Annotated in this window: 18 protein-coding genes and 1 pseudogene; 8 read left to right on the forward strand and 11 right to left on the reverse strand. The window is 69.1% G+C overall.

Annotated elements, in window-relative coordinates; genetic code table 11:
* Positions 1-15: 15 nt before the first annotated feature.
* Positions 16-672: an isochorismatase family protein gene (locus ABZ208_RS05710; protein ID WP_356908303.1), complete on the reverse strand. Its 657-nt coding sequence runs from the start codon at positions 670-672 to the stop codon at positions 16-18.
* Between the two features lie 206 nt (positions 673-878).
* A complete protein-coding gene (locus ABZ208_RS05715) occupies positions 879-1,586 on the reverse strand; it encodes a DUF2470 domain-containing protein (protein ID WP_356908304.1) in 708 nt (235 codons plus the stop codon).
* A gap of 262 nt (positions 1,587-1,848) precedes the next feature.
* On the opposite strand from ABZ208_RS05715, the pseudogene ABZ208_RS05720 reads away from it, so the two are divergent.
* A pseudogene (locus ABZ208_RS05720) lies at positions 1,849-2,460 on the forward strand (iron chelate uptake ABC transporter family permease subunit); the annotation flags it as partial.
* Between the two features lie 757 nt (positions 2,461-3,217).
* Here ABZ208_RS05720 and ABZ208_RS05725 read toward each other — a convergent pair.
* Positions 3,218-3,838, reverse strand: a complete 621-nt coding sequence (locus ABZ208_RS05725; protein ID WP_356908305.1) for an isochorismatase family protein — start codon at positions 3,836-3,838, stop codon at positions 3,218-3,220.
* A gap of 107 nt (positions 3,839-3,945) precedes the next feature.
* On the opposite strand from ABZ208_RS05725, the gene ABZ208_RS05730 reads away from it, so the two are divergent.
* A complete protein-coding gene (locus ABZ208_RS05730) occupies positions 3,946-4,938 on the forward strand; it encodes a DUF5937 family protein (RefSeq protein WP_356908306.1) in 993 nt (330 codons plus the stop codon).
* Positions 4,939-5,031: 93 nt separating this feature from the next.
* On the opposite strand, the gene ABZ208_RS05735 is transcribed toward ABZ208_RS05730, so the two are convergent.
* The 5 genes from ABZ208_RS05735 to tkt form a co-directional block, all read right to left on the reverse strand.
* Positions 5,032-7,419 carry a glycosyl hydrolase family 65 protein gene (locus tag ABZ208_RS05735; protein WP_356908307.1) on the reverse strand — a complete coding sequence of 796 codons (2,388 nt, stop codon included), beginning with the start codon at positions 7,417-7,419 and terminating at the stop codon, positions 5,032-5,034.
* Entirely contained in the window at positions 7,416-8,159 is a 744-nt protein-coding gene (locus ABZ208_RS05740; protein ID WP_356908308.1) for a beta-phosphoglucomutase family hydrolase, read from the reverse strand. The genes ABZ208_RS05735 and ABZ208_RS05740 overlap by 4 nt, the downstream gene beginning before the upstream one ends.
* A gap of 155 nt (positions 8,160-8,314) precedes the next feature.
* Positions 8,315-9,772: a glucose-6-phosphate dehydrogenase gene (zwf, locus tag ABZ208_RS05745; RefSeq protein ID WP_356908309.1), complete on the reverse strand. Its 1,458-nt coding sequence runs from the start codon at positions 9,770-9,772 to the stop codon at positions 8,315-8,317.
* Positions 9,773-9,775: 3 nt separating this feature from the next.
* Complete coding sequence (gene gnd, locus ABZ208_RS05750; RefSeq protein WP_356908342.1) at positions 9,776-10,789, reverse strand: phosphogluconate dehydrogenase (NAD(+)-dependent, decarboxylating); 1,014 nt, start codon at positions 10,787-10,789, stop codon at positions 9,776-9,778.
* A 75-nt stretch (positions 10,790-10,864) separates the two neighbouring features.
* Positions 10,865-12,925, reverse strand: a complete 2,061-nt coding sequence (gene tkt / locus ABZ208_RS05755) for a transketolase (protein ID WP_356908310.1) — start codon at positions 12,923-12,925, stop codon at positions 10,865-10,867.
* A gap of 841 nt (positions 12,926-13,766) precedes the next feature.
* Here tkt and ABZ208_RS05760 point away from each other — a divergent pair.
* On the forward strand, positions 13,767-14,996 hold the full coding sequence (locus tag ABZ208_RS05760; protein ID WP_356908311.1) for an LPXTG cell wall anchor domain-containing protein: 1,230 nt from the start codon (positions 13,767-13,769) through the stop codon (positions 14,994-14,996).
* Between the two features lie 186 nt (positions 14,997-15,182).
* Here the strand turns inward: ABZ208_RS05760 and ABZ208_RS05765 are convergent, their stop codons facing one another.
* Complete coding sequence (locus ABZ208_RS05765; protein ID WP_356908312.1) at positions 15,183-15,776, reverse strand: low molecular weight phosphatase family protein; 594 nt, start codon at positions 15,774-15,776, stop codon at positions 15,183-15,185.
* A gap of 376 nt (positions 15,777-16,152) precedes the next feature.
* On the opposite strand from ABZ208_RS05765, the gene ABZ208_RS05770 reads away from it, so the two are divergent.
* Entirely contained in the window at positions 16,153-16,881 is a 729-nt protein-coding gene (locus ABZ208_RS05770; protein WP_356908313.1) for a WecB/TagA/CpsF family glycosyltransferase, read from the forward strand.
* Positions 16,882-16,975: 94 nt separating this feature from the next.
* Positions 16,976-18,217: a UDP-N-acetyl-D-mannosamine dehydrogenase gene (gene wecC / locus ABZ208_RS05775; RefSeq protein ID WP_356908314.1), complete on the forward strand. Its 1,242-nt coding sequence runs from the start codon at positions 16,976-16,978 to the stop codon at positions 18,215-18,217.
* 81 nt (positions 18,218-18,298) lie between these two features.
* Here the strand turns inward: wecC and ABZ208_RS05780 are convergent, their stop codons facing one another.
* Entirely contained in the window at positions 18,299-19,060 is a 762-nt protein-coding gene (locus ABZ208_RS05780) for a class I SAM-dependent methyltransferase (protein WP_356908315.1), read from the reverse strand.
* A 145-nt stretch (positions 19,061-19,205) separates the two neighbouring features.
* Positions 19,206-20,441 (reverse strand): UDP-N-acetylglucosamine 2-epimerase (non-hydrolyzing), encoded by a 1,236-nt coding sequence (wecB, locus tag ABZ208_RS05785; RefSeq protein ID WP_356908316.1) that lies wholly within the window; start codon positions 20,439-20,441, stop codon positions 19,206-19,208.
* A gap of 288 nt (positions 20,442-20,729) precedes the next feature.
* On the opposite strand from wecB, the gene ABZ208_RS05790 reads away from it, so the two are divergent.
* From ABZ208_RS05790 to ABZ208_RS05800, 3 genes are read left to right on the forward strand one after another with little or no spacing between them, the layout of a single operon-like run.
* Positions 20,730-22,328, forward strand: a complete 1,599-nt coding sequence (locus ABZ208_RS05790; protein ID WP_356908317.1) for a glycosyltransferase family 4 protein — start codon at positions 20,730-20,732, stop codon at positions 22,326-22,328.
* Complete coding sequence (gene asnB / locus ABZ208_RS05795) at positions 22,253-24,250, forward strand: asparagine synthase (glutamine-hydrolyzing) (protein WP_356908318.1); 1,998 nt, start codon at positions 22,253-22,255, stop codon at positions 24,248-24,250. The genes ABZ208_RS05790 and asnB overlap by 76 nt, the downstream gene beginning before the upstream one ends.
* Positions 24,237-26,219: an alginate lyase family protein gene (locus tag ABZ208_RS05800; protein ID WP_356908319.1), complete on the forward strand. Its 1,983-nt coding sequence runs from the start codon at positions 24,237-24,239 to the stop codon at positions 26,217-26,219. Before asnB ends, ABZ208_RS05800 begins: the two co-directional genes overlap by 14 nt.
* Positions 26,220-26,226 lie beyond the last annotated feature (7 nt).

Genomic DNA, 26,226 nt, shown 5'->3' on the forward strand with positions numbered 1-26,226 from the left:
TGTGAAAAGGGAGCGTCACGCGCCCCGAGGAGCTCTGTGGAGCAGCAGGTCGCGCAGCAGGGTGTTGGTGGTGCAGACCTTGCCGCTGTGCGCGGCCCACCGCAGGGCCATGGCGTGCTCCTCGGCGGAGAAGTCGGCCACGGCGTCCGCGACGACGAACGGCTGAATGTCGTTCATGAAGGCGTCCGCGGCCGTCAGAAGAACCCCGAGGTGCGCGTACACCCCACAAATGATCAGTTGGTCACGCCCTTCCGAGCGCAGCAGCCTGCCGAGATGACTGCGCAGGAAAGCGTTGGGACGCACATTGGCCAGCAGATGCTCACCGGGGCGTGGGGCCAGGGGCTCGATGATGGCTGCGGCCTCGGGGTCGTCCCCGATGCCGGGGCCCCAGACATCCGCTACGAGCCCACGCTTGCCGGGCTGTTGGGCAGCCGGCTCGGCACTGAAGACCACCGGCATTCCGAGCGTTCCGGCGACTTCGCGCAGGGCGGCTATGTTCTCGACGAGCTCCACGACAGGGGAGCGTTCCGGCGGAAACGCCCCTACGAAATGGTTCTGCATGTCGTGGACGAGCAGCGCGGCGCGTTCGGGATCGACGTCCCAGAGCGCGCAGGAGCGGGGAATTGCCGAGCGGTCGGGCATCGGGTAGGCGTCGATGACCGGCAACCCCATGGCTGTTCCTCTCCTTGATGACACTGCCGTGCGCACCCATTCCAAGCGAGATTTAGCTTAGCCTAACCTAACTTTGATCTCGTGTCGCTTCCCAGGCTGCCCCCAGTGGCCGAGGATGCGCCACCGCTCCTTCGGTGTGGCCGAGTCGCTTCCATCTGAACGACACGGTCGCGAGCGGTACTTCGAGGGGTGCCGCGGGCGGGGAGTCAGGGTCGCCGGTGCGGGCAGGGTCCGGGCGCGGCGAGCAGCCGCAGAATCTGCTCACCCGCCTCGGCGGCGTCCCTGGCTGTGACGGGGAACAGAAAGCGGAGATCGCAGTGGCTTCTCGTGTACTCGCAGCGCAGCGTGATGCCGTGGCGGTCGAGGGCGAGCGGAACGGCTCGGGTCATGCCGCGCGGCATCCGGGGCCCGGCGAGAGCGAGGAGGCCCGTCACCATGTCCCTGTGGGCGTGGGCGAGGTGCGTCAGCATCGCCGCTTCGTCGATGGCGAGCGGGTCGGGCTCGGTGAGGGTCATTTCGTCGAGCCCCACCTCCACCACTTCCGCCGGAGTGCGAAGCGTGACACGAGCGGTGTCGAGCCGAAGGGGGCCGTCGTCGCCACCTGCCGGGGTCAGCCACCCGGACACCGTGACCCTGGCCCGCACTCGGTCGCGGACCGCGGTCGGCGCGATGTCGGTGAACTCCAGCAAGGCCGCGAGGCTTCCCCGTGGTGCGCAGGCCATCTCGGCCATGAGTGGGCTGTCGGCCTGCGGGTGCAGCGTGATCTGCCCCTTCGGGTCGACGGAGTGCAGGCCGATCAGGTCGTATCCCTGTCCGTGGGTGGTGAGGGACAAGGAGACCGCGCGGGCGAGTGTGGAGCGGACGCGCTCGGCAGCGGACGGCTGGGGCGATGCGGTGTCGGCAACAGTGCTCAACGGGACTCCATGCGGTACGGGTTGAATCGACACGCCTCCAACTGGCGGCGGCGCAGGGTGCCCACGGCCGACAGGTTCACCTTGCAGGACCGGGGCAGTCGCTCAGGGCGTCGTTGCGGTTCTGTTCGCCCACCACGAGCCTGGACGGCGTTTCTCTCCCGGCAACCACACCCTCACTTGCTTAGGTAAGGCTAACCTTACCGCTTGCTGAGTGTCGCGCTCAGGTCGGCGATCCGAATGTGACGCGCGCCACGCGGGGTCCGTGTGCGCCCCCGCCCCCGTCCGCCCCTCGCCCGCGGATTCGGCGCCATCTCCCGGACGCGGTCGAGCGTTCCGGTCGCGGGCCTCGCCGGCGCGGTGCTGGTGCTCGGCTCGGACGTGCTCCTGCGCGCCGTCGTGCCGGCCGACGTGGCCGCCGTCGTGCCGACCGGCGTTGCCACCAGCCTCGTCGGCGCCGTGTTCCTGATCGCGATGGCCACCCGGGTCCGGGACACCGCCGGAGCTGCCGCAGCCCACCGGCTGCGTACCAGGAGCCGGGCCGTCTTCCTGACCACCGCAGCGGTACTGGCGGCGGTGCTCATCGGGGTGACGATCGCCGCCGTGCTGCTGGGCGACAGCAAGCTGCGGCTCGGCGACGTGGTGAACTGGGCACAAGGCAGGGCGGGCCGGACCGTCACCTTCGTCCTCGACACCCGGGCGCCCCGGGCCCTCGCGGCGCTCCTCGCGTGCGCGGCACTCGCCCTGGGGAGCGCTCGTCCAGGCCGTGACCCGCAATCCGCTCGCGGAGCCCGGTGTCCTGGGCGTCACCGGCGGGGCTGCGGTCGGCGCCGTGTTCCTCGTGACGACGGTGCCCCTCGCCGGGTCATGGAGCCTGGCGGCCGTGATCGGCACGCCGTACTTCCTCTGGCTACTTGTGCGAAGCCGCCGGTAGGGCCCCTGGTGTCACCCGCCGTCCGTACGGGCCCGGGGCCCGCAGCCCGGTTCCACGGCGCCTGCCCGCTCATCGGCTGCGTGTGTCGCGCCGGGCCATGGCCGTTCCTGCACCGACTCAGGAGTGCTCGACAGCGGGCCTCTTGGCCATCGTCCATGGCTTCGCGAGGAGAGCGCGTGTCACAGGCACAACTTCGTGGGCGAAGCGGTGGATCTGCTCGGTTGTGGTGCGTTCGGGCCAGAACACGAAGGTGCGGAAGGGCTGTTCGGTGGCGAGGCGGGCGATGAGGCGGGCCCACTGGGGGTGCCCCGGACCGGTGCGGCGCCGGTGCGGGCCTCGGCGTCGGCGGGTCGGTCGGTGATGGTGCCTACGATCTGCGCCGTGCGCATGATGTCGCCGGGCTTGCGACCCGCCTCCCGGGCGGCGGTGTCCATGCGGGCGTTGGCCTCGGCCCACTTCTCGTACGGCAAGTAGCTGGGAATGGGCGCGGCCAGCCGTCGGCGATCCGCCCGGTCTGGGCCAGCGCCCTCGGCCCCTGTGCGCCGAGCCAGATTCCGATGGGGTGCGCGGGTGCGGGGCCGGCCTGGACCCCGTCCAGCTGGTAGTACCGGCCCGGCCATGGCGCGGCTCGGTGACAGGCGGTGCGGCCGCCTCTGTGTCCCGCCCGGGGTGCGCGGCGGGGCGGGCGGCGTGCTTGCCCTCAGCGGGAGCGGGCCGCCACGAACTGCCCGACGAGCGTGGCGAACGGCATGTCGAGGTCCTCGTAGACATACGGCGCGATCGGGTGGGCGTTGTCCGCGAGCATCTCGACGACCAGGCTCGCGTAGTCGCTCACGATCACCCCTGCTTGGTGCAGGCGCGCCAGGCCGGTCTCGCGCTTGGTCGCGGAGAAGGTGCCGGACGCGTCCACGGCGACGTACGTGGTGTGTCCGGCGGCGGTCGCCGAGATCGCGGGGAGGGCGGCACAGACTTCGAGGGAGGTGCCCGCCACGATGATCCGGTCCCGTCCGAAGGACTCCAGTGCGCCGCGGACCCGCTCGTCGTGCCAGGCGTTCACCGTCGAGCGGTCGATCACCTCCAGGTCCTTGGGCAGTACCGCCTGAAGTTCTGGAATGAGCGGGCCCCACAGGTCGTCGGCCGACGTTGTGGTGGCGATGACGGGGATGCCGAGCCGCAAGGCCACGCGGGTCAGAGCGGTGACGTTGTGCTTCAGTTCGTCTATGCCCATGTCCCTGACGCCGGGGAACAGTCCGATCTGGTGGTCGACGAGGAGAAGCGCGGCGTTCTCGGTGGTGAGCGGCTCGTGGAACGGGTTCGACATGGTCAAGTCCTTTACGTTCATGGTGGGTTCGGCGCCCGCCGAGGTTCGGCGCCGGGCGTTGCACCGATGGTTGACCACACGGGCCGCTCTGAGTGAATGTTTCAGTTGTGCCTGAATCCTCATCCTCGTCCGCCCCGTGCGCGGAGTTCGACTTCGCACCGGGCGACCTCGCCCGTCTGCGCTTTGCCTTCTCTCCCGTCTCCGAGGCGGTGGCCAGCCTGCGCATGCTGCAAGACCCGGGTCGGCATGCCCTGCATCTGCCGTGGATCCGTGCTGTGCGCCCCCTGCTCGGCGAGCTGGACCTGGAGTTGCTGTTCGCGCTCGCCCCACCCGGTCCGTACATCGCCGACTTCCTGACTCCGCCGCCGACCAGTCCGCTGCCGGACATCGGTGCCGAACTCCACCTGGTGGCCAGTGCGGATCCCGACAAGGCGGCGGCGGAAGCTGCACGGGTTCCGGCCGCACATTCGCCGACGGTGCAGGAGTTCATCGCCGATCCGGCCGCCGGGACCATACGCGTGGCGGACCTCCTTCGGCGCTACTGGGACGCGGTGCTCTCCCCGTACTGGCCTCAGATCCAAGGGTTGTTCGACTCTGAAGTGCTGCGTCGTTCCCGCCAGCTCGCTCGGCAGGGTGCGGCGGCGATGTTCAACGACCTGCACGGCAACATCAGTTGGAACGACGGACGCCTGCGCGTGACCACGCAGGCGTGGCGTCGTACAGGCCCGCTCCTCGGCGACGGAATGATCCTGGTGCCGAGTGTCTTCCACTGGCCCGACACGACCGTGATGGCCGAGCCCTACCAGCCGATGGTCATCTACCCCGCCCCCGGCGTCGCCACGGTGTGGCAGCAGGGGATCGTGCCCACCGGCGAGGCGCTCACCGCCCTCATCGGCCGTACCCGTGCGCGGATCCTCGTCGCCTTGGCGGAACCGGCCACCACCGCAGTGATCGCCCGCCGACTGTCCATGCGGCCGGGCGCGGTGAGCCAGCACCTGAAGGTGTTGCACGCCGGTGGGCTGCTGAGCCGCAACCGCACCGGCCGCGAGGTCTTCTACGCGTCCACTCCGCTGGGGCGCGCCCTGTGCGCGGCGTCGTAGCCGGTCGCCGTCGACCGACCGGACGCGGAACGCGTACCTCCATCGAGCCCGGCACCGGGACCCGCACCGCCACCGAGCCGGCCGGCGCACAGATCAGTCGGCCGCCTCCCCGGCCGTCGGCTCCTCGGCGCCCGCGCGGTCGGCCGGGCGACGCCCCTTGGGCTGCTGCGGTTCGGGCCGCACGGGCATCGGGGGGAGGGGACGCTCCACCGTCTCTGCCGCCGAGACCGTGAGCGGCTCGCCGTGGTGCAGGATCTGCAGCGGGTCCCCCTCCACCAGGGTGTAGCGGGCCGCGGTGCGGCTGATGTCCACCTGCAGCCTGCGCCCTCGCAGCAGCACCGTGAACTTCAGGCCGGTAAGACGTTCCGGCAGCCGGGGGGCGAAACCCGGCCGACCGGCCGCACCGGCGTGGCGCATTCCGCCGAGCCCGATCACCAAGGCGATCCAGGTGCCGGCAAGGGACGCGATGTGCAGCCCGTCGCGGGTGTTGTGCTCCAGGTTCTCCAGGTCCATCAGGGCCGCCTCGCCCAGATAGGCGTACGCCAGCCGGAGGTGCCCGGTCTCCGCGGCCATCACGGCCTGACAGCACGCCGAGAGCGAGGAGTCCCGCACGGTCAGCGGCTCGTAGTAGGCGAAGTTGCGGGCCTTCTCCTCGGCCGTGAAGGCCTCCGAGCACGTCAGCATGGCGAGGACCAGGTCCGCCTGCTTCACGACCTGCTTGCGGTAGAGATCGAAGTAGGGGAAGTGCAGCAGCAGCGGGTACTGGTCCGGCGAGGTGGAGTCGAAGTCCCAGTGCTGGAAGCCGGTGAACCCGGCGGACTGCTCGTGCACCCCCAGCGCCTCGTTGTACGGCACGGCCATCCGGGCGGCTGCGTCGCGCCACGCGGCGGTCTCCTCGTCGTCGACCCCCATTTCCTCGGCCCGGTCGGCGTGGCGCCCCGCCGTCTCCGCGGCGGCCATCAGATTCCGACGCGCCATCAGGTTGGTGTACAGGTTGTCGCGGGCGATGGCGCTGTACTCGTCGGGGCCCGTGACGCCGTCGATGTGGAAGGTGCCCTCCGGGTCGTGGTGGCCCAGCGAGTGCCACAGCCGTGCGGTGTGCACCAGCAGTTCCAGCCCGGGCCCCCGCTCGAACGTCTCGTCGCCGGTCGCGCTCACATAGCGCACCACGGCGTCGGCGATGTCGGCATTGACGTGAAAGGCCGCCGTGCCGGCCGGCCAGTAGGCCGAGCACTCCGCTCCGGTGATGGTCCGCCACGGGAACGCCGCTCCGGCCAGCCCGAGCTGGTGGGCCCGGTCGCGCGCCGCGGGCAGGGTGGCGTGCCGCCAGCGCAGGACCGGCCCGACGGCCCGGGGGGCCGTGTAGGTGAGCACGGGGAGGACGAAGGACTCCACGTCCCAGAACGAGTGCCCGTCGTAGCCCGTGCCCGTCAGTCCCTTGGCGGGGATCGCCCGCTCCTCGCCCCGGGCCGCTGCCTGGAGCACATGGAAGAGGGCGAACCGCACGGCCTGCTGGATCTCCGCGTCACCGTCCACCTCGACGTCGGCGCCGGACCAGAAGTGGTCCAGGAACGCCCGCTGCTCGGCGAGCAGCCCCTCCCATCCGGTGCTGCGTGCCGCGGCCACCGCCGCTTCGACCTGGTCGTGGACGGCAGGCAGCGACCGCTCGGAGGACCACCCGTAGCCCACGAACTTCACCAGCCGCAGCTTCTCCCCGGGAGCCAGCCTTGCGGTGACCGTGAGCCTGCTGACGTCCGGTTCGCTCTCTGCCGACCAGCTCGTCCCGTCGGGTCCTTCGACGATGTGGTCGGCGGTGGCGGCCACCCGCTGGCCGCTCATCCTGGTGCGGTGCACCAGCCGGAGCAGGGTGTCCTGGGCGAAGTCCTCCTCCGGCTGCAAGGGGGAGTCGATCGCGGCCGCGACCCGCGGGTCGCCGGCGTCGTGCGGCATCTGCTCGTTCGCGAGCAGCTCGGACTGGACGGCGACCGTGGCGCCACTCTCCAGAGGCTCCACCTCGTACGCGATCGCGGCGACGGCCCGTTGGGTGAACGAGACCAGCCGGTGCGAGGTGATGCGCACGGCGCGGCCGGCCGGGGAGGTCCACTCCGCGGTGCGGTGCAGCACTCCGGTCCGGAAGTCCAGTACCCGTTCGTGTGCCGTCAGTTCGCCGTACCGCAGGTCGTAGGGGTGGTCGTCCACGAGAAGCCTGATGATCTTCCCGTCCGTGACGTTGATCACCGTCTGGCCGGACTCCGGATAGCCGTAACCGGCCTCGGCGTAGGGCAGTGGATGCAGTTCGTGGACACCGTTGAGATAGGAGCCGGACAGTCCGTACGGTTCGCCCTCGTCGAGATTGCCGCGCCATCCGATATGGCCGTTGGCCAGGGCGAACACGGACTCGCTCTGGGCAAGGACGTCGAGGTTCAGCTCGGTCTCGCGCAGGCACCACGGCTCCACCGCATAGCTGGGATGGGTGATCACGGTGACTCCAGCAGCTCGGCGAGGTCCTTCACGACGACATCGGCGCCGTGAAGGCGCAGTTGAGCGGACTGCCCGGTGCGGTCGATGCCCACGACGATGCCGAACGCCCCGGCCCGGCCTGCCTCCACCCCGGCCAAGGCGTCCTCGAACACCGCCGCCGTACCGGGTTCGGCCCCGAGGGCACGGGCGGCGGCGAGATAGGTGTCCGGCGCCGGTTTGCCCCGCAGCTGCTGCTCCCGGGCGACGATCCCGTCGATGCGCTCCTCGAAGAGATCCTCGATGCCGGCGGCGGCCAGTACGTCACGGCAGTTGGCACTCGACGAGACGACGGCCCGCCGCAGACCGGCGTCCCTGGCGGCGCGCACATAGGCCACCGAGCCCTCGTATGCCTCCACGCCCTGCTCGCGGATCTTGCGGAGTACGAGGTCGTTCTTGCGCGAGCCCAGGCCGCTCACCGTCTCCTCGTCCGGCCCGTCACCGCGAGCGCCGTCGGGCAGGACGATGCCGCGCGAGGAGAGAAAGGTACGGACCCCGTCCTCGCGGGGGCGGCCGTCCACATACTCGTCGTAGTCATGGACGGCGTCGAACGGCACGAAGGACGTGCCCTCTCGCTCGGCGCGCCGCCGCAGGTAGTCGTCGAACATCTCCTTCCACGCCGCCGCATGCACTTTCGCGGTACGGGTGAGGACGCCGTCGAGATCGAAAAGGCACGTGCGCACGTGATCCGGAAGCCCCAGCATGCCGTCGAGGCTAGAAGGGCGCGGCAGCCCCCGGGGGCGGCAGGCGCAGCCCGCCGCGCCAGGCGTAGCCCGTAGGGATGACGCCCGGGTGTCATCCGGAGCAGCCGGGACGCGACGGGCCCCGGCTGCGCGTGCCGCGGTGGCACTCCTGGACGTCAGCGGCGGTCCGGCAGGCTCCAGCGGTACGGCGCGATGAGCCGGTCGACCGACTCCGGGCCCCAGGAACCGGGCGCGTAGGGCTCGACCGGCGGCGGGTTCTCCAGCAGCGGGGTGGACGCCTCCCAGAGGCGCTCGATCCCGTCGGAGCGGGTGAACAGGGACTGGTCGCCCAGCATCGCGTCCAGAATGAGGCGCTCGTACCCCTCGAGCGCGTACATCGCGTTGAACGAGCTTGCGTAGTCGAAGACCATCTCGGCCTCGCTCAGGCGCATGGCAGGACCGGGGTCCTTCACCAGGAAACGGGCGGTGATCCGGCCGGGGTCGTCGAAGTCGATCACCAGCTCGTTGCTCCGTGCCTCGGGGACGTCCGTTGCGGCCAGCGGGAACATGCGCAGGGCCGGTTCCCGGAAGCCGAGCGTGACGACATGCCGTCCCTGCCCGAGCGACTTGCCCGAGCGCAGGAAGAAGGGCACTCCGGCCCAGCGCCAGTTCTCGAGTTCCACGCGCAGCGCGACGAACGTCTCCGTGTCCGACCGGGGATCGACGCCCAGCTCGTCGCGGTAGCCCTCGTACTGGCCGCGGACCACGTGTGCCGGATCCAGGGGCCGCATGCTCTCGAAGACCTTCGCCTTCTCGTCCCTCAGGGGCTTCGCCGCGAGGGTGGTCGGCGGTTCCATCGCCACGAATCCCATGAGCTGGAAGAGATGAGTGACGATCATGTCCCGGAAGGTCCCGGTCCCTTCGAAGAACTGGGCGCGGCCCTCGATCCCGATCTTCTCCGGCACGTCGATCTGCACATGGCTGATGTGGTCGCGGTTCCAGATGGGCTCGAAAAAGCCGTTGGCGAAGCGGAGGGCCAGGATGTTGTCGACGGACTCCTTGCCGAGGAAGTGGTCGATGCGGAAGACCCGGGACTCGTCGAAGACGGCGTGGACGGTCGCGTTGAGGGCGCGGGCCGAGGGAAGGTCCGTGCCGAAGGGCTTCTCCACGATGAGGCGGGCGTTGTCGGCCAGGCCGGTCGCGCCGAGCATCTCGACCACGGAGGCGAACGCCTTCGGCGGCACGGCGAGGTGGAACAGGCGCCGCGGGCTCCCGCCGACGGCCCGCTCGGCCTCTTGCACGGCCGCGAGAAGCGGCCCGGGATCGTCGGGATCGGCCGCGCCGAAGGACAGCGCGTCCTCGAACTCCTGCCACGCGGCCCCTTCGGGCTTCGACCTGCCGAACTCCGCGACCGCCTCCCGCGCCCGCTTGCGGAAGTCGTCGTCGCTGAGCGCGGCCTGTGACGGCGCCGAGCCGACGATGCGGTAGCGGGCCGGCAGCAGGCCGGCCTTGGCGAGGTGGAAGAGTCCCGGCAGGAGCTTGCGCCGGGCGAGGTCGCCGGTGGCACCGAACAGCACGATGACGTGGTCCTCGGGGACCGGCAGTCCGTTTTCGGGCTGGGTAGGGCCGGCCACGGTTCACCCCGCTTTCTCGGCGTGACCGCCGAACTCACCGCGCATCGCGGACAGCACTTTGTCGGTGAACTCGCCCAGCCCGCGCGATTCGTACCGCTCGATCAGCGCCGCGCTGATGACGGGCGCGGGCACGCTCTCCTCGACCGCCGCCACGACCGTCCACCGGCCCTCCCCGGAGTCGGAGACCCGGCCGGTGAAACGGTCGAGTTCCGGCGAGCGGGCCAGCGCGTCCGCGACGAGGTCGACCAGCCAGGAGCCGACGACCGAACCTCGGCGCCACACCTCGGCGACCTCGGCCACGTCGATCTCGTACTGGTAGACCTCGGGCTCGCGCAGCGGGGCGGTCTCGGCGTCGACGGACCGCGAACGCAGCCCGGCGTCAGCGTGCTTGATGATGCTGAGCCCCTCGGCGATGGCGGCCATCATCCCGTACTCGACACCGTTGTGAACCATCTTCACGAAGTGGCCGGCGCCGCTCGGTCCGCAGTGCAGATAGCCCTCGGACGCGGTCCCGTCGGTCCGGGTCCTGCCGGGGGTGGGTTCGGCGTTCCCGGTACCGGGTGCGATGGTGCGGAAGACCGGGTCCAGCCGTGTCACCGCTCCGTCCTCGCCGCCGATCATCAGGCAGTAGCCGCGCTCGAGACCCCAGACGCCGCCCGAGGTGCCGCAGTCGACATAGTGGATGCCGCTGGGAGCGAGCTGCCCGGCGCGGGTGATGTCGTCCCGGTAGTACGAATTGCCGCCGTCGATGACGGTGTCGTCCGCGTCCAGCAGGGCCGCAAGCTGGTCAAGAGTGGGCTGTACCACGCCGGCCGGAAGCATCAGCCAGACATTTCTCGGCTGCTCCAGCTTGTCGACCAGGTCGCGGAGCGAGGATGCCGCTGTCGCTCCCTCCTTCTCCAGCTCCTTCACGGCTTCGGTGTCCAGGTCGAAGACGACGCAGCGGTGGCCGTCGCGCATCAGCCGGCGCACCAGGTTGGCGCCCATCCGGCCGAGCCCGATCATGCCGAGCTGCATGGGTGTGTCAGTGGTCATGGCGGACCTCCACGTTCTGAGGAGCGCGGTAGTGACGGAGCAGAGTCCTGGCCGCCCTCACGTCCTCGCCTCCTGCCGGGCCGTCAGTTCGCGCGCGACCTGGGCCACTCGTTGCGGGGTGAATCCGAACTTCGTGAGCAAATGCTTCAGGGGCGCCGACGCGCCGTAGGTGTGCATGCCGATGAGGGCGCCGCCGTCCCCTACGTACCGGTCCCAGCCGAACGTCGACGCCTGCTCGATGCCGACCCGTGCGGTCACCCACGGTGGCAGTACCTCGTCGCGGTACTCGCGCGGCTGACGGTCGAACAGCTCCCAGCAGGGCATGCTCACCACCCTGGCCCCGATGCCCTCGGCGGCGAGTTCGTCCCGGGCGGACAGCGCCAGGGACACCTCGGAACCGGTGGCGAGCAGGATCACCTGCGGCTCGCCGGAGGGCGCGTCGGCCAGTACGTAGGCGCCGCGAGCGACTCCCGATGCGGAGGCGAGCCGCGAGCGGTCGAGTGTGGGAAGCGCCTGGCGGGAGAGGACGAGCGCGGCCGGCTCGTGGCGCAGAGCGGCGACCAGCCGCCAGGTCTCGACGACTTCGCCCGCGTCGCAGGGCCGGAACACCAGCAGTCCCGGCATCGCGCGCAGCCCGGCGAGCTGTTCGACGGGCTGGTGAGTGGGGCCGTCCTCGCCGACCCCGATGGAGTCGTGGGTGAAGATGTGCAGAACCGGGATCTCCATCAGCGCGGACAGCCGGATGGCCGCCTTGGCGTAGTCGGAGAAGATGAGGAAGCCCGACCAGTACGGCCGCAGCTTGGTCAGGGCCATTCCGTTGGCGATGGCCGCCGACGTGTGCTCCCGCACGCCCAGGTGAAGGTTGCGCCCGGACGGGTCGTCGGGTTCGAAGTCCCCCGCGCCGGGGAACGTGAGGCGGGTCTTGGTCGACGGCGCAAGGTCGGCGGAGCCACCCAGGAGCCAGGGGATGCTCTGCGCGAGAGCGTTCAGCACCTGACCCGAGGAGTCCCTGGTGGCCAGACCCTTCGGGTCGGCGGGAAAGTCGGGGAGTGCGCCGTCCCACCCGTCGGGAACTTCCCTGCGCTGCATCCGTTCCAGCTCGTCGGCCAGATCGGGCCAGGTGGCGCGGTAGGCCTCGAACCGCTTGACCCAGGCGGTGTTCAAGTCGCCGCCACGGGCACCGATGCCCTCGTCGAACCGTTCACGGACACTGTCGGGCACCCAGAACTGTTCGTCCTCGGGCAGGCCGAGGAAGCGTTTGGCCGCCCGCACGCCCTCGGCCCCGAGCGGCGATCCATGGGCCTTCGGCGAGTCCTCCACGGGGGAGCCGTAGCCGATGTGGCTGTGCACCAGGATCAGGGTGGGCCGCTCGCTCTCGGCCCGGAAGGTGTGGAACGCGCGCTCGACGGCGTCGAGGTCGTTGGCGTCGGCGACCGTGGTCACGTTCCAGCCGTACGCGAGGAAGCGGGCGGCGACGTCCTCGGTGAAGGCGATGTCGGTGTGGCCCTCGATGGTGACCCGGTTGGAGTCGTAGATCCAGCACAGGTTGGACAGCCGCAGGTGTCCGGCGAGCGAGGCGGCCTCCGAGGAGATGCCCTCCATCATGCACCCGTCCCCGGCGAGCGCGTACACGTCGAAGTCGAAGAGCGGGAACTCGTCCCGGTTGTACCGCGCGGCGAGCCACCTGCCCGCGATCGCCATCCCGACGGAGGTGGCGACCCCCTGGCCGAGCGGTCCGGTCGTGGTCTCGACACCGCTCGTCCAACGGTATTCGGGGTGGCCGGGGCAGCGGGAGTCGAGCTGCCGGAACGACTTCAGGTCGTCGAGAGTCACCGCCGGGCGTCCCAGCACCTCGTAGTCGGGGTCGACCGCGCGGACCCCGGACAGATGCAGCAGGGACCACAGCAGCGCCGAGGCATGCCCTTCGGAGAGGACGAAGCGGTCGCGGTTGGGCCAGATCGGGTTCTGTGGGTCGTACCGCAGGAACCGTTGCCAGAGCGTGTAGGCGACGGGCGCGATTCCCATGGGCGTGCCCGGGTGCCCGGACTGGGCTTTCTCGACGGCATCCATGCACAGACCGCGGATGGTGTTCACCGACAGCGTGTCCAGGTCGGTCATGAGGCAACCCCGATCTCGACGGGCTCAGGTCGTCCGGCGGGCGACACACGACGAACGCCTGCTCCGCAGCTCCGGTGAGGGCTGGGCAGCACGGCGATCCGGCTGCCAGCGTGCCCGGAGCGCGGGCCGCCCGGCCTCACCCGCCACGGGTGAAAGGCGGCCGCCCCACCTCCTGCGCGTGGTGCAGTTCGTCGGGCACGGGGGCACGGGGGCACGGGGGCACGACGGCCACCGGTCAGGGGGTCGACGGATCACGGCGGGGGTGAAGGGCCCGAAGCGGCTGCCCGCCGGCCCGCTCGCCGGCCGACGACCCACGAGTCCCGCGCCCGGGGCCGCCGCGATGAGGTGTCTGCCCGCCCGACCGGGGACTGCTTCCTCGGACACCTCCACCCGGGGTAACCCGTCCAGGTAGGGGCGCACCGCGCCAGACAGTGCCGCCTCCCTGTCCCCTTCCGGCCCCCGGCAGGCGTCACGCCGTCGCCGGCCGCCGCGCCGTGGTGCAGGGCCGGCAGACTCCGCCTACGGGGCGAGGAGGACGCCCTCCGGGTCGGCCGGGACCACCGGGTGGAGAACGCGCCGAACGTGGCGGCGGGATCGCCCCCTCTCACCGGTGTCGAGCGTGTCGAGCGACGAATCCGAGTGGCCTCGCACCACCTACCGCGTCGGAGGTCTCGCGGCTGTCAGCACGTCCGCCGAGAACTCCGCGGACGTGACCACCGGCACGGGCGCCACAGCTTCCGGTGGCCAGTCGGATTGTGGTGCAGTCACCCGGAACGCGACCCGCGACGAGACGCACCGCAGCAGATCCGGGCCACGGTCGCGAGCCACGAGGGCCACACGAGTGCACCTGCTAGACCGTCCTGCCGAGCACGGTCGTATGCCTGTTTGCACGAGACTGCCCACGTCTATGGATGCGGATGTTTGGACGGCAGACGCAATTGTGTGCCTTCAAATGCGAACACAGACCGGGTCGGTGTTCGGACCACACGGCCACGGAGCGAAGCGGACACGGCGAACACCGCTGTTCTGCAACGCAGAGTTGACCCTCTATCGACCACGACGTTCATTTCTCATCAAGCGTCTTCCGAAGGAGCCCGAAGCCATGCCCAGACGCTCCGGATGGCGAGTCGCCCTGGCCGCCTCCACCGTAAGCCTCATCCTCGCAGCGCCCCTCGTGACCGCCGAGCCGGCATTCGCACAGTACCCACCCGGTCCGATCCTGACGGTCGAAGACATCACCCTGGATCCCGGGCAAGAAGTCGGCTTCACCGCCACCGGTCACCAGCCCGGCGAGCAGGCTCTCGCACGTCTCGTGCCCGTGGGTGGGCCGGGCGGTGCCGGCGGCCCGTTGGGCGCAGCCGCACTGAGGGGGGCAGCGGCGTTCCCGGAGCCCCTGGCAGACCGCCCCACGTTCAAACCCTCGCCCACGACCACAGCCTCGCCCTCGCCCTCGCCCTCACCCACATCCACACGCAAGGGCGATCACCGTGGTGATGACGATCGCAGGATCGTGGAACTCGGCACCTTCACCGTGGACGAGAACGGCCAGGTGATCGACACGATCTCCATCCCCGAGAACGTCCGGGCGGGTGTGTACGACGTCCAGCTCACCGGCCAGGTCTCGGGGATCGTCCTGTCCGCCCGCGTGACCATCTCCGATGACGGTGACGGTGACGACGGCGATCACAACGACGACGGCGATCACAACGACGACGGCGATCACAACGACGACGGCGATCACGGCGATCACGGTGACGGCGATCACGGCCGCCCCGGCAACGACCACGACGACCATGGCCGGCCCGGACATGGGGACGACGACGATGATCACGGGTCGTCCGGTCACGATGACGACGATGGCCACAAGGGTTCCCGCGGCGACGACGACAAGGATCATCGCGCCTCGGGGAGCGGCGGCAACTCGTCCGACGACGACTCTTCGAAGCTCGCCGACACCGGCTCGGACGCGAATGCCGCACTGCTCGCAGCGGCCGGCGGCCTCGTGCTGCTGGGCGGCGGATCGCTGGTCCTCGTGAAGCGCCGGCGCACGGCAACTCAGCAACGCGACTGAGACCCTGTGGCACCGAGCGGTACCGGCAGTCTCCCGGTCAGCACCGCGCTGACCGGGAGACTGCCTGCTTGTCGGCATGACGGTCCGTACATCTTCCGCGCCCCACCCGCCCGATCGCGCTTCGGTCACGCCGCCGCGGACCCATGTCGAGCCCACCCTGCTGTCGCTTCCTCCCGGCCTCGCGCGTCAGCTGGCCCGCACGGCGGCCACGATGCGCTCGACCGACTCCTCAATGCGTACCACGCACCTGCGGACCTCTTCCGGGCTTGCCCCGAGCGGATCGATCACATCGTCGTCGGTGCCGGACCCGGATGTACCGCGCCGGGCCGCCGCGCCCTTGACGAGGGCGGCGAACCGCGCGGCCGGATCAGCCATTCCCGCCCCGTCCTCCGCCCTGACCAGCCGGGCGAACTCCCGCAGGCTGAAGGCCCGGCGCAGTGCATGCACGGGGGAGAGGCGTACCGCGGCCTCGCGATGCTCCGTCGCCGCACCGAGCACAAGATCCGAGCCGTCGACCAGCGCGGCGGTCAGGCGCCGTGTGACCATGCCGGACGTGTCAACCGCCCACCCCGCGACGGATTCGGCCGTGCCCGCCGCCGGAGTCATGGGCACGGCCGCTGTCCCCGCGCTGCTGACGTGGATCGTCTGCTGATCCTCGTCAAGTCCTTCTCTCAGCAGACGTTCCGTGAGGGGCGACCGATAGAGGTTGCCGGTGCACACGGTCAGCACCCGGAATCGCGGCAGGCGCACACCACTCGACGGGCAATCGGAATCAAGCATGGTGCCAGTATTGCCGCATTGGACAAGGCCTCTGCGTGACATGGCCCCAGGTCATGCGGACGGGCTCCGACCGGACGGCCGCCCAAGGTGATACAGAATCCGAATATTCAATAATTCAAGGAATCTGGCACCCGGTACGAACACTCCGCGACGGGCCTTCATCAGGGATTGAGTATCAGATGGATGTGTGATCCATCCGAGTTGCATCGGGGCAGGACCCGCGCTGCAGAGCCCCTGGTCCATGCCGGCGTCCACTATCGTGAGAAAAATGCCTCCTGTCCAGGCGGAGCGTATGGAGCCAAGTAGTGATCCAGTACCCGCTGTCCAGCCCGACTGTTTGAGTGATCCGGTCCGGGCTTTGATCTGTGGTGTACCGGTGGACGCGCTCACAATGTCCCAGAGTGTCGCGGCCGCTGAACTCCTGATTGCAGATGAGCGCACTCATCAACATGTCGCCGTGAATGCGGCAAAGCTCGTCATGGCGAAACACGATGGGGAACTCTCGCGCATTATTCGTTCATGCTCGCTGGTCAACGCTGATGGGCAGGCGGTTGTGTGGGCGAGTCGGATTCTTGGCTGTCCGTTACCGGAGAGAGTCGCCGGGATCGACCTCATACTGGAACTCTGGAAGCGAGCGGCCGGTAATTGTTACCGCGTCTATCTGCTGGGTGCCGAGCCGGCGGTGGTACGCAAGGTTGCGGCCATCGCTTCACGTCAGGGCGTGAATGTGGTGGGCTGTCGTGACGGTTTCTGGGCCGAGGACGAGGAGCCGGATGTCGTGGCAGCGGTCCGGGAGGCGCGTCCCGACATTCTGTTTCTCGCGGTGCCCACACCCCTGAAGGAGCGTTTTCTGGCCCGTCACCTCACAGATCTGAACTGTGGATTGGCGGTAGGTGTCGGGGGTTCCTTCGATGTAGTGGCCGGAGCGCGACGTCGAGCGCCGGTGTGGATGCGAAAGACTGGCCTGGAATGGTCGTTTCGTTTGCTTCAGGAGCCTCGTCGCCTGCTCGCACGGTATCTCATCGGCAACTCCAGGTTCATCGTACTGATCTTGAGTCAGGCCGTCCGGCAGCGTATAGGCCGCCGTGGACCGTGGCTTGCCTGACTTGTGGAGCCGGCATCGCCGACGCTGGAATCCCATACCTCCGTGCTTCTGCAAAACAACCTTTCCGAAGGCCGCGGGCATGAAAGGATCAGCAGTGTTCAGCACCGTTTCCGTCGTCGGGCTCGGATATATCGGGCTACCGACCGCCGCTGCTCTTGCCACCAAGGGAGTAGATGTCGTAGGAGTAGATGTCGACCCGGCCATCGTGGACATGATCAACGCTGGTCGGGCGCCCTTCGTGGAGCCCGACCTCGCCGTTGCCGTCAGTGGTGCGGTCGCGATGGGTCGATTGCGTGCGACCTTGAAACCAGAGCCCGCTGAGGCGTTCATCATCGCCGTCCCCACCCCTATCGGTGCGAACCGAGAGCCGGACCTCTCGTGTGTCCAGGCAGCCGCAGGGGCGGTGGCCGAGGTTCTTGATGCCGGTGCCTTGGTGGTGCTGGAGTCCACGTCGCCACCGGGAACGACGGTTCAGCTGTCTCGGTGGCTGGCCGAGCGACGGCCCGATCTGACCTTCCCGCACAGCGCCGGCAATGCTGCTGACGTTCGAGTGGCCCACTGCCCCGAGCGTGTGCTGCCGGGCAGGATCATGATCGAGATGGTTACCAACGACCGCTTGATCGGCGGGGTGAGTGAGCGTTGCGGGGCGCGGGCAACGGCTCTGTACGAGCTCTTCACACAGGGGCAGTGCCACATCACGGACGCAACCACGGCCGAGATCGCGAAACTGAGCGAGAACGCCTTTCGCGATGTCAACATCGCCTTCGCGAACGAGCTGTCGATGATCTGCGACCAGTTGGACATCGACACCGCGGATGTGATCGCGCTGGCCAACCGGCACCCGCGGGTGAACATCCTGCAACCCGGACCTGGAGTGGGTGGGCACTGCATTGCGGTCGATCCGTGGTTCATCGTCTCCGCTGCTCCCGAACAGGCCCGGCTGATCAGAACGGCCAGGCAGGTGAACGACGCCAAACCCGCACATGTGATCGCGGAGGTGTCCCGGACGGCGTCCCGGTTCAAGGACCCGGTGATCGCGTGCCTGGGACTGTCGTTCAAGGCGAATGTGGACGACCTGCGTGAGAGCCCCGCCCTGCATATCGTGACAGAGCTGGCCAGACAGGATGTCGGCCGCCTGCTCGTGGTGGAACCACACATCGGTGAACTCCCTGCGCGACTCGTCGGCACGGGTCAGGCAAAGCTCGTCGACCTCGAGGCGGCCCTCCACGAAGCGGATGTCATCGTCCTGCTGGTTGACCATGACGCCTTCCGTCCGGTCAAGCGGACCACGCTGCGGGGCAAGGTCGTATTCGACACCCGCGGCCTGTGGCGCTGAAGTTCCGGCCTGAGGCGACGAGCCTGCGGGAGTGCAAGAGCTCCCGGCGCTGTGAGACCGGTCGCCGGCACCCCGAGCGGGTCACCGGCGACCGGTCACGATGACATACCAGCCGAAGGGCCGGAACCATCTCGGCAGGAGGCTGCCGCGGAATGCCGGATGGTCGACAGTCACCTGCACCTGGTGAAACTGTGAGAACAGCTCCTTGGCGGACCCGCGACTGTAGAGACGCACGAGCGGGCGGTGCGTCAACTCCGCAGCGCCGAATTCGAGTTCAGGCAGGAAATCCCGCCAGGTCTGCGAGCGCCAGCGCAGCCTGACGGCGTATTCAATGGCTTTGTGTGCCGCGAACAGGCTGTGCTTGTGGTAGAGCGCAACCATGAACTTCCCGCCGGGCCGCATCACCCGCCACATCTCCGCCACCGCCCGCTCCGGATGGTCGGTGTGATGCAGAACGCCGAAGGAATATACGGCGTCAAAGGTGTGTGCCGGGAATGGCATGTTCTCGGCGTCGGCCACCTGCGCGAGTCCCGGTCGCCCTTCCAGATCCAGGCGTTTCTGGGTGAGCCACGCGCCACGAGGTGCCAAGTCGATGGCGGCTGTTTCGTCGGCCATGCTCGCGATCACTGAGTGGTCGGTCCCCGCGCCGCAACCAATCTCAAGGACGCGGCCGGAAGGCGCCCATGACCGCAAACGCGCCGGGAGCCACGGTTGCAGGGCATACCGGCTGCGAGTCATCTGCTCGTAGAAATCCGGCGTGCCTTCCGCGGCTGATGCGTGATTCGTGCCCGCGGGGTTTTCCTGCCACTGCGTTCCTGCCGCGACGCGTGCGTGATTCTCCATGAGTTCGATCCTAGCGACCGGAAGTCGACCGGCTTATTTCCCGGGCCCGGTGATTCGGGAAAGGGAGTATCCGTTGGAGCAGTCCTCTTCCACACATGGCGTCAGATCCCGTCGAGGAAGTCTGACTTCCGCCGTGGCCAACACGTCACTCGCCGACGCGGGTCAGCCGGCGTGCGCCTTCTGTCGCGTCGACCGGGCCACTCTGCGGGGCGACGCCACCGTCGGCGGGCACGGCCTCCTGCACCGGCTCCCAGCAGAACTCGCTCGGTGCGTCGCACAGTCCGAACCAGGCCCCGAGCGCCTGCACGGTCCGTTCCGCCGCACGTCCGTCTCCGTACGGGTTGACGGCATTCACCATCGCGGCGTAGGCGCCCGGATCACGCAGGAGCCGGGTCACCTCCGCCACGATGCGCGCCCTGTCCGTGCCGACCAACGCCGCGGTTCCAGCGGCGACGCCCTCGGGCCGCTCGGTCGTATGACGCATCACCAGCACGGGCTTTCCCAGACTCGGACCCTCTTCCTGCACCCCTCCGCTGTCGGTGAGGATGAGGTGCGCGCGGCTCATCAAGTGGGCGAAGCCCGTGTAGTCCAGCGGCTCGAGAATTCTGACGTTCGGCAACTGCTGGAGCCTGGGAACGACAGCCGCGCGAACCGCGGGGTTGCGATGGACGGGAAACACCACCAGAACGTCCGGGTGAAGTGTTGCCACCGTCGCGACCGCGTCGGCGATGGCCTCCATTCCGCTGCCCCATGACTCACGCCGATGTGCGGTGACCAGGACAATCCGCCGGGATTCCCCATCGAGACAGGCCAGTTCCGGGAACTGCACGTGACCGGCCACGCGACTCACCGTGCACAGGAGCGCGTCGATCACGGTGTTGCCCGTGACCACCACCGAGTCTTCTTCGATGCCCTCTCGCAGCAGATTGGCGCGGGCGTTCCACGTCGGCGCCAGGTGCAGATCCGCGAGTTGCGTGGTGAGCCGGCGGTTCACTTCCTCCGGGTACGGCGAATACCGGGAACTCGTCCGCAGCCCGGCCTCCAGATGTGCCACGGGAATCTTGTGGTAAAACGCGGCCAGCGCGCCGGCGAGCGTTGTGGTGGTGTCGCCCTGCACCAGGACGATGTCCGGACGTTCGCGGGTGATGACGGGCTGAATGCGCTGCAGCGTGCGGGTGGTGATGTCGGCGAGGGTCTGCCGCTCGGTGAGGATGTCCAGGTCGTGATCGGGCTCGATGCCGAAGACCCGGTTGACCTGGTCGAGCATCGACCGGTGCTGGCCCGTCACCACAACCAGGGGATCGAAGGCCGGGGAACCACGCAGTGCTTCGATGACGGGGGCCATTTTGATCGCTTCGGGGCGGGTGCCGTAAACGGCCATGACTCTTTTCACGCTGCGCCTCCCGGCTATGCGGTCCCCCAAGCCCGAGACCGTAACTCGCGGAAGGGTGGTCGCAGAGGCAGGCAATACCCGCAGTCACCCGAGCGGATCATCGCCGCACTGCCTTTGACTGCAATTCATCCGGCCAACGGTGTTGCGTGGTTGGACAAAGCCTTTCGGCACATACCTTGACGTACGCCGGATTACACAAGAGGTCGCCCTCTGGAGGCTCCGCTGACTGCAAATTTCGACCGTCAAGCCGACCCGAGCGGGCGACAGCGTTGGGCGGTGCTCACCGAGTCGCCGTACCAGTTGTCCGGAGCCGGGAACACTGCGGCCTCGGTGCTCGGGCAGGAACCCGTCATCGTCATGGCCGCGTCCGACGCAGTCCGGAACATCCCCGCATACCGTGCGCGACTCCGTCAGCAAGGAGTGTCCGGCGTCGCACTGCTCAGCAGCGATGCGGCACGGCGGCACTATGCGACGCCCTACGAACTGATGGTCGCGCTGGCCCCCGCGCGCCGGCGAATCCTCATCGACACGAGCGGCATCGGGTCGCGGGAGCCCGTCGGCAGTCTGGCATCGCTGACGTTCCGGTGCGCCGCGGACGCCGTGACCGCCGGCGGTTACGTCCTGCGCGAATTGATGGCCAGCCGGAACTACCAGCGGACCGTCCCTCTCCCGCGCCCGGAGTCCGGGTCCCGGTGCCTGCTTGCGCTGTGGCGGGACGCGGGCGCGAGCGGGGTAGGGGGAGCGGTCAGCCACGTGTCGGGGATCCTCTCGGGCTTCCGGCGGCTCGGCTGGCAGGTGGTCCTGGTGACCAGCAGTGAACCGCCTCAGCAGCTCCGATCCGCGGTGAACGTGGTTGAGGTCGCAGCGCCGTTGCCCCGTGGTGCCCGGTTCACCAGAGAGTCCGCCCGGGTCGCGGCCAACGAATCCATGCATCGTGCGGCTCTGGCCGTCGCGCGTCGCATGCCGCCCGCCTTCGTGTACGAACGCAACGCCTTCCTGAGCCGTGCCGGCGCCGATGTGAGCCGCGAACTGGGCGTCCCCATGGTGCTCGAGTGGAATGCCTCCGACGTCTGGGTGAATCGGAACTGGTATCGGCACGCTCCGCTGAGCCGGTTGTTCCAGACGATCGGCGCCCGCGTGGAGCGGTATTCCGTCCGCAGCGCCACCGTCGTGGCCGCAGTGTCCCAGGGGGCGGCACAGATCGCCACGGACATGGGAGCGGATTCCGCCACCGTGGCCGTGATGCCGAACGCGGTGGACCCGGATTCCGTCCCCGCACCTTCACCGATGCCGCCCCGCGAGCGGGCTGTGGTGGGATGGATCGGCAGCTTCGGTCCGTGGCACGGCGTCGAGGTGGCCGTCGAGAGCCTGCAGCATCTGCCGGCGAACGTCGAGTTCGTTCTGATCGGCGACGGGGAGCAGCGGGCCGAATGCGAACGACTCGCCCGCCGGCTGGGCGTCCACGACCGCATCACCTGGTCCGGCACCTTGCCCCGCCCGGAAGCGCTTCGCATGCTCTCCGATTGTGACGTCCTGCTTTCTCCCCACCATTGGACCGGAAGCGGCCCGTTCTTCGGCTCGCCGACGAAGCTGTTCGAGTACATGGCGCTGGGAAGGCCGATCGTGGCCAGCAGGCTGGACCAGATCGGCGAGATCCTTCAGGACGGCGTCACCGCGGTGCTCACCGAGCCGGGCGATCCGGCGGACCTTGCCCGTGGTGTCGCGCAGGTGCTGGCCATGCCGGACCGTGGGGCGGAACTGGGCGTCAGGGCCCGAAGGGACGCCCTGGAGAACCACACATGGGACAGGCGCGCCGAGCAGATCCTCGCCCGGCTTCCGCTGCCTGCCGCCCTTACGGCGGCGGAAGGGAACTGACTGTGTGTGGCATCACCGGGGTATTCGAGTACGGGCGCGCGGTGGGGAACGTGATGCCCGAAACAGTCACGCGGATGCGTGACATGCTCAGTCATCGCGGCCCGGACGGCGCAGGGGTTCACGTGACGCAGGACGGCAGGGTCGGCCTGGGACACCGGCGCCTGGCGATCATCGATCTTGCCCAAGGCGCACAGCCGATGTTCGGCGAGCGCGGTGAGTGCTTGGTCTTCAACGGAGAGATCTACAACTACGCGGTCCTGCGCCGGCGTCTCGAGAGCTGCGGAGCACGCTTTCGCACCAACTGCGACACCGAGGTGATCATCCACGCGTACCGGCACTACGGCGATGAGTGCGTGAAGCATCTGACCGGCATGTTCGCCTTTGCTCTCTGGGATCCGGAACGGGAGCGTCTGCTCTTCGCCCGGGACCCGCTCGGCGAGAAGCCCTTCTACTGGACCGTCAAGGACGGCACCTTTCTGTTCGCCTCCGAGACGAAGGCGATCCTGGCGCATCCGCGCGTCACTGCAGAGGTCAATACCGGCGTCCTGGACAGTTATCTCGCCCACCTTGTCGTGCCGTCGCCGAGCACTCTCTACCGTGACATCAGCAAGCTGCCCCCTGGGACGGCAGGGTCGTGCGACGCGACCGGGGTCCGCACCTGGCGGTTCCGGGACGTCACCGAGCCCCGTACGTTCCTCGACGTATCGCTGCCGGAGGCCGCCTCGCGCGTGCGGGACCTGCTGGCTGAGTCGGTGCAGGCCCGCCTGATGAGTGACGTGCCCGTGGGTGTTCTGCTGAGCGGAGGGTTCGACTCCACGGCGCTCGTCGCCCTGATGCGGGACCAGGTCGCCCGCCCGTCCACGTTCTCGGTCGGCTTCGACGGCGCGCACACGCTCGACGAGAGACGTGAGGCACGCTGGGTGGCCCGGCACTTCGGTACGGACCACCACGAGGTGACGGTGTCGGCCGAGGACGCGCTGCAGGCGCTCGCGGCCATGGTCCACCACCAGGACGAACCGCTCGCGGACCCTGTCTGCATGCCGCTCGGCTTCGTCTGCGAACTGGCACGGCAGCGCGATGTCCCCGTCGTCCTGGCAGGTGAGGGGGCCGACGAGCTGTTCTGGGGATATCCCGCATACGTTCGTTCCCTGCGGCGGCAGCGCGAGCTGCGCGCATTCCAGGCGTTGCCCGCTCCGGCGCGCCGGATGCTTCCCCGACTGGTACCGGCGTCCCGTCGCGGACGGAGCTTCGACGTCCTCGTAGGAGCCGCGCGCGGCAGACAGCTGCCGATGCACTACCCGCTGGGTCTGCCGGCCTCGCTGCGCTCGTCATTGCTCGTACCGGGCCCGTACGACTCCCCGTGGACACCGGCAGAGCCGACGGACGGGGAGACGCGGACGCAGACCCTGGCGTTCGACACCCAGCACTACGAGTTCTCCGTGCGTCTGCCCGAGTTGCTGCTCATGCGGATCGACCGCTTCTCGATGGCGCACTCCGTGGAAGCCCGTGTGCCGTTCCTCGCCCCGGAGCTGGTGGAGTTCGCCTACCGGCTGCCCGTTGAGCACAAACTGGATGAGGGCAGGACCAAGGTGGTGCTGCGCCGGGCACTCGCCGACGTCGTACCCGAGCGCGTGGCGAACCGCGCCAAACAGGGCTTCGGAGCGCCGATCGGGAATTGGCTGCGAGGACCCATGGGGCAGGTGCTTCTCGAGCTCCTGTCAGCCTCGGCGATGCGGCGCTACTTCCGGGCCGAGACTCTCGTCGGCATGGTCGCCGACCACCAGGCGGGGCGTGCGCGGAACGAGTGGGCTCTGTGGACGATCCTCAACTTCGCTCTGTGGCACCGCGTCTGGATCGAAGGAGTCCCGCCGGACGAGCTGACCGACCGGATGCTGCGAAGGTGCACCGTTGAAGCAGCATGACCACGCCGACCGTCTCGAACTCCGGTCTCCGCGCCTGGCACGGCTACGGCGTCGAGCCGCCGTCGCGGCAGCACTTCCCACCGGCGTACTGGCCGCCGAAGCGGGCTGGCGGCTCCTTCGCACGGGATGCCGGGCACTCGCCGACGGACGGGACCGGATGACTGGACCGCGGCCGGCATCTTCCGAGCGGTGGCGGCCGTTCGTACTCGGACCGGACAGGGCAGCCCGGCCCAAGCCGGCGCCGACGGCTCTGGAACTCGAGGCGTGTCTGCGCGAGGCGGACGCCGCGCTCGACGGCAGGTTCACCGTCCTCGGGTACGGAACCGTGACGGTGGATACGGACGGCCCGGGCTGGCATCAGGACCCGGTGCACGGCTTCACCTGGCCGGCTTGTCACCACCGGTCCCTCGGCCCTGTTCCAGGACGTGCGGACATCAAGGTTCCGTGGGAGGTGAGCCGCCTCCAGTGGCTGGTGGCCCTGGCGCGCGCGTACACCTACACCGACGACTCCCGGTACCGGAACGGGGCGACGAGGCTGCTGCGCTCCTGGGCCGATGCCAATCCGGTCGGCTCGGGACCGAACTGGACCAACGCGATGGAGGCCGGGATCCGCGCCACCAATCTGGTCTGGGCGGCCGAGATCCTCGACGACCCGGAATTCACGACGCTGGTCGGCGGCACGCTCCGTGATCACGGTTGGTTCATCCTCGCGAACCTGGAATACACCCCGCGGCTGACCAGTAACCATTACCTCGCCGACCTCGTCGGGCTGGTCCACATCGGCGGGGCGCTGCGCCACAGCTCCGCAGGCCGGCTCTGGCTTCGCCTCGGCAGCCGGCAACTGCAGCGGGAGATCCTCAAGCAGTTCCACGAGGACGGCTCCAACTTCGAGGCGTCCACCGGCTACCACCGGCTCTCGACCGAGTTGGCCCTCGTCGGCCTGCTCGCGCTGCGACGCCTCCACATCCCCGTCCGGCCCGAGACCGAAGCCCGCTTTCTCTCGGCGGTCGAGGCCCTGGCCGTACTCACCAAACCGGACGGGTTGCTCCCCGCCGTGGGGGACGACGACGGCGGTCTCGTGGTCGGCCTGCAGTCCGCGCGGGACGCGCGGGATGCGGCGCCGGTCATCGCCGCCGCCTCGGCCGTGAGCGACCCGAGGACACCCGAGGAGACGGCCGCGCCCGAGATGGCGCAGTGGTGCGGGGCGGCCGGGCGCCGGGCCCCCGCCCGGCCGCCTGCCGCATCCTTCCCGGCGGGCGGCTGGTACGTGCTTACGTGCGGCCCCTACTGGTGCCTCGCGGAGTGCGGAGGGGTGGGACAGCTGGGCAACGGAGGCCACGGACACAATGACACGTTGTCGTTCGTGCTCTGCGTGGACGGCCGGGAAATCGTCACAGATCCGGGTACCGGGGTGTACACGCCGGATCCCGGTCTGCGGAACCGGCTGCGGGCCACCCGCTCGCACGCCACGGTGGAGGTGGACGGTGAGGAGCAGAACCGCTTCGACCACGAACTTCTCTTCACCATGCAGGACGAGGACCGTGCCCGGGTGGTGGCTCGCTCCGAAGACGCCTGGGGCCGTCAGGTCGTCGAAGCGGTCCACGAGGGTTACCGCAGGCTCGCGGATCCGGTCCTGCACCGGCGCCGGTTCGCCCTGGACCGGGACGGGCTGGTCATCTCCGACGACATCGGCTGCCGTGCTCCGCACACGCTCGTGATCAGTTTTCCCCTGGCGCCCGGCGTGCGGGCGGAACCGTGCGACGGCGGCACCCGGCTGTATGCCGACGACGCAACGGCGGTGAGTCTGGTCCAGACCGCGGGCCCCATGCTGTCCTTCCGTGTCGAGGAGATGCCATGGTCACCCGCGTACGGCCGTGTCCTCAGCACGCAAGTCCTGCGCGCCACGATGTTTGTTGAGGGTCCGTGCAGGTGGGAGCTGCGGTTCCGGCGGTTGGAGGACGCGGAGTGAGGGTCCT

The sequence above is a fragment of the Streptomyces sp. NPDC006208 genome (assembly GCF_040613775.1).
Classification (GTDB): Bacteria; Actinomycetota; Actinomycetes; order Streptomycetales; family Streptomycetaceae; genus Streptomyces.

What these genes read in the sequence shown, in the direction of transcription:
- ABZ208_RS05710 (WP_356908303.1), bottom strand. Translation starts at nt 672, where the DNA reads ATGGGGTTGCCGGTCATCGACGCCTACCCGATGCCCGACCGCTCGGCA.
- ABZ208_RS05725 (WP_356908305.1), bottom strand. Translation starts at nt 3,838, where the DNA reads ATGTCGAACCCGTTCCACGAGCCGCTCACCACCGAGAACGCCGCGCTT.
- ABZ208_RS05740 (WP_356908308.1), bottom strand. Translation starts at nt 8,159, where the DNA reads ATGCTGGGGCTTCCGGATCACGTGCGCACGTGCCTTTTCGATCTCGAC.
- gnd (WP_356908342.1), bottom strand. Translation starts at nt 10,789, where the DNA reads ATGCAGCTCGGCATGATCGGGCTCGGCCGGATGGGCGCCAACCTGGTG.
- tkt (WP_356908310.1), bottom strand. Translation starts at nt 12,925, where the DNA reads ATGACCGACCTGGACACGCTGTCGGTGAACACCATCCGCGGTCTGTGC.
- ABZ208_RS05765 (WP_356908312.1), bottom strand. Translation starts at nt 15,776, where the DNA reads ATGCTTGATTCCGATTGCCCGTCGAGTGGTGTGCGCCTGCCGCGATTC.
- ABZ208_RS05780 (WP_356908315.1), bottom strand. Translation starts at nt 19,060, where the DNA reads ATGGAGAATCACGCACGCGTCGCGGCAGGAACGCAGTGGCAGGAAAAC.
- wecB (WP_356908316.1), bottom strand. Translation starts at nt 20,441, where the DNA reads ATGGCCGTTTACGGCACCCGCCCCGAAGCGATCAAAATGGCCCCCGTC.
- asnB (WP_356908318.1), top strand. Translation starts at nt 22,253, where the DNA reads ATGGGACAGGCGCGCCGAGCAGATCCTCGCCCGGCTTCCGCTGCCTGC.